Source organism: Hydrogenophaga sp., assembly GCF_028698005.1.
Taxonomy (GTDB): Bacteria; Pseudomonadota; Gammaproteobacteria; order Burkholderiales; family Burkholderiaceae_C; genus Hydrogenophaga.
In genome coordinates this window covers 1-3,414 of record NZ_JAQVEJ010000229.1, presented here as the reverse complement: position 1 = coordinate 3,414, position 3,414 = coordinate 1, and the positions used below count along the sequence as shown (strand labels likewise).

At 64.9% G+C, this 3,414-nt stretch carries 2 protein-coding genes and 1 riboswitch; both genes read left to right on the top strand.

Features of this window, described 5'->3' with window-relative positions; translation table 11 throughout:
* Nucleotides 1-925 precede the first annotated feature (925 nt).
* Nucleotides 926-1,774 (top strand): lytic transglycosylase domain-containing protein, encoded by an 849-nt coding sequence (locus tag PHQ87_RS15145; protein ID WP_300236169.1) that lies wholly within the window; start codon nt 926-928, stop codon nt 1,772-1,774.
* 39 nt (nt 1,775-1,813) lie between these two features.
* Nucleotides 1,814-1,978, top strand: a riboswitch (ZMP/ZTP riboswitch).
* Nucleotides 1,979-2,038: 60 nt separating this feature from the next.
* On the top strand, nt 2,039-3,283 hold the full coding sequence (glyA, locus tag PHQ87_RS15140) for a serine hydroxymethyltransferase (RefSeq protein WP_300236167.1): 1,245 nt from the start codon (nt 2,039-2,041) through the stop codon (nt 3,281-3,283).
* Nucleotides 3,284-3,414 lie beyond the last annotated feature (131 nt).

Genomic DNA, 3,414 nt, shown 5'->3' with positions numbered 1-3,414 from the left:
AGCCGCTCACCCGAGGTCGCGGCAGAGAAAACGCCACCCGTTTCGGCATCCAGCGGATGCACGGCAGCAGACGGCTTGGAACTGGAAGAAGCATTCACGTTGATTGGACTCATTCATGGCGCAGGCCGGAAGCTGCCTGCATTCGGGGTAAAACGACAAGACTGTGTATTGTCGCCGCTCCAGAAGGCGGAGTGCCAGGCACAGGACCGAATTCACCCCATACGCAAGAAACCCCGGCAAGCCAGGCTTGCCGGGGTTGACGGCGGGCAATCTGCGCTAGCCGTCGGGGTGGGCAAAGGGAGCGAGTTGTCCCTTTGGCCTGGAAGCAAGAGATTGCTTCCATGAATGCCGGCAGACCACGGAAGGGAACTGCCGACAGGTTGCCTGTATCAGACAGGCGAAACAAGCTTATCGCGACCTGCCGCACGAATCAAGCACCGTGCGTCGGCCTTTCCATGGTGAGTTTCTATCGCGACGCCCAATCCGGCAGCGTACTTTTTGGCACATCTGCCACACCACCCATTCGCCAAGTGCCGATGAATGGGAGAACCGAGCAGTATATGCCGGAAACCCGCATAAATCCTTGACATGTTGCTAGCAATTGCTACAAACCGTCATGTCTTTATGCTTTTTATGACATAAAAAACAATTTTCTATATTTGACTTGACATTAATCAACCCATAACATCCGCCCGATTTTTCTCAGGGCTTACCCCCCAACGCTGCCGAAACCGGCTAAGTCGCGCGTGACCGCCCCACACACCCGCGATGGCGTCCCAATCCAGTCCAGCGGATCGCATCCGCCCCGGGGCAAGAAAGGAACGACGACATGACAGCGCCTGCAAGCATGGCCGCCGCCACGATGGCGGGAATCAAACACAGGGATGTCCTGCGCACCATCTGCAACGACACTGCACGCAGAGTCATGCACATGACCCGCCGCAGCGCCGCGCTGCTGGGCCTGGCCACCGCGGCCACCGCACTGGCCCTGACCGCGCACCCCGACCTGCGCCAGCAGGGCGAGCAGACACTGCTGGGCTGGCTGCAGCAACGTCAGGAGGCCAGCGCAGAGGAAACCATCGCCGCCGAGCCGATGGCGGCCGATCGCGCTACCGCCGCACTGCCCCACACCCTGCCTACGCAACAGGCCAAGGTCGCACAGTGGCTCAGCCGCAAGTACCGCGTGGCCCAGGAACCTCTGAGCGTGCTGGTGGCCGAAGCCTACGAGATCAGCCACATCGTCAAGATCGACCCCACGCTCATCCTCGCGGTGATGGCCATCGAGTCGCGTTTCAACCCCTTCGCCCAGAGCCCCGTCGGGGCCCAGGGCCTGATGCAGGTCATGACGCGGGTTCATACCGACAAGTACCGGGCCTTTGGCGGACAATTGGCCGCCTTTGACCCTGTGGCCAACCTGCGCGTGGGTGCCCGGGTGCTGCAGGAGTGCATCCAGCGCGCCGGCTCGGTCGAAGGCGGACTGCGTCTGTATGTGGGTGCCGTCACCACCAGCGGAGCCGACTACATCAACAAGGTCATGGCCGAGCATCTGCGCATCCAGAGCGTGGCCCAGGGCAAACCCATGCCGACCCGCTTTCCGGTCTACCGGCCCGAGCCGGCTCCGGCCGTGCCGCCTGCCGCCATGGACGAGGCGGCCACCCAACAGGAAGCGCTGACGCCCTTCCCGCCTGCTGAAGCAGCCGCCCAGCAGGAAGCCCTGGCCCCCTTCCCCCCGGCCGAAGCACCCGCACCTGCCGCGTCGCCCCTGCAGTCCTGAGCAGGAAGGACCTGCCGCCGCGCGTGGCAGGATAGAATGCGAACCGTGCGCAACTGGCGATAGGCCTGCCATGCCACCTTGGGTGGAGACGCAGGCTGACGTGGCCCCCCGACGCCCCTCCTCTCGGCCCGGGACAACCACTGGGAAGCGCACCGCCCGATCCTCGATCCGACGGGCGTTCAGCCGTTCGCCTGGGCAGTCCCTGCCGTTCGTGCACGATGCACGCGAACGCGCGGGGTCCATGTCACCCGAGACTGCCAAACCATGTACGACCGCAACATCCTCATCGAGCAGACCGACCCCGAGCTGTTTGCCGCCATCCAGGCCGAGAACGCCCGCCAGGAACACCACATCGAGCTGATCGCCAGCGAGAACTATGCCTCACCCGCCGTCATGGCGGCCCAGGGCACCCAACTGACCAACAAGTACGCCGAGGGCTACCCCGGCAAGCGCTACTACGGCGGTTGCGAATACGTGGACATTGCCGAGCAGTTGGCCATCGACCGCGTCAAGCAGCTGTTCGGCGCCGACGCCGCCAACGTGCAGCCGCACTGCGGCGCCTCGGCCAACGAGGCGGTGTTCCTGGCCTTCCTCAAGCCCGGTGACACCATCATGGGCATGAGCCTGGCCGAAGGTGGCCATCTGACCCATGGCATGCCGCTGAACATGTCGGGCAAGTGGTTCAACGTTGTCTCCTACGGCCTGAACGCCCAGGAAGAGATCGACTACGACGCCATGGAAGCCAAGGCGCGCGAGCACAGGCCCAAGCTGATCGTGGCCGGCGCCAGCGCCTACAGCCTGCGCATCGACTTCGAGCGTTTCGCCAAGGTGGCCAAGGAGATCGGTGCCATCTTCATGGTCGACATGGCCCACTACGCCGGCCTGATTGCCGCCGGTGTGTACCCGAACCCGGTGCCTTTTGCCGATGTGGTCACCTCCACCACGCACAAGAGTCTGCGCGGCCCGCGCGGCGGCATCATCCTGATGAAGGCCGAGCACGAGAAGGCCATCAACAGCGCCATCTTCCCCGGCCTGCAGGGCGGCCCGCTGATGCACGTGATCGCGGCCAAGGCCGTGGCCTTCAAGGAAGCGCTGCAACCCGGGTTCAAGACCTACCAGCAGCAGGTGGTCAGGAACGCCCAGATCGTGGCCGAGACGCTGACCCAGCGCGGCCTGCGCATCGTCTCGGGCCGCACCGAAAGCCACGTCATGCTGGTGGACCTGCGCGCCAAGGGCATCACCGGCAAGGAGGCCGAGGCCGTGCTGGGCCAGGCGCACATGACGATCAACAAGAACGCCATCCCAAACGACCCGGAAAAGCCCATGGTCACCAGCGGCGTGCGCATCGGCACCCCGGCCATGACCACGCGCGGCTTCAAGGACCAGGAAGCGCGCCTGACGGCCAACCTGATCGCCGACGTGCTGGACAACCCGCGCGACGAAGCCAACATCGCCGCCGTGCGCGAGAAGGTCAACGCCCTGACCGCGCGCTTCCCTGTGTACAAGTGAAGTGATGCCCCCACGCTCCGCCGCTTCGCGGGTCGCTGCCCCCCGGGGGGGCGCGAATCCGGCTTGGGGCGGCCCGGCGCCTCAATTCATGCCCCCACGCTCCGCCGCTTCGCGGGTCGCTGCCCCCCGGG

Bases quoted from the DNA above. Each gene is read 5' to 3' on its own strand.
- PHQ87_RS15145 (WP_300236169.1), top strand. From the start codon at position 926: ATGCACATGACCCGCCGCAGCGCCGCGCTGCTGGGCCTGGCCACCGCG.
- glyA (WP_300236167.1), top strand. From the start codon at position 2,039: ATGTACGACCGCAACATCCTCATCGAGCAGACCGACCCCGAGCTGTTT.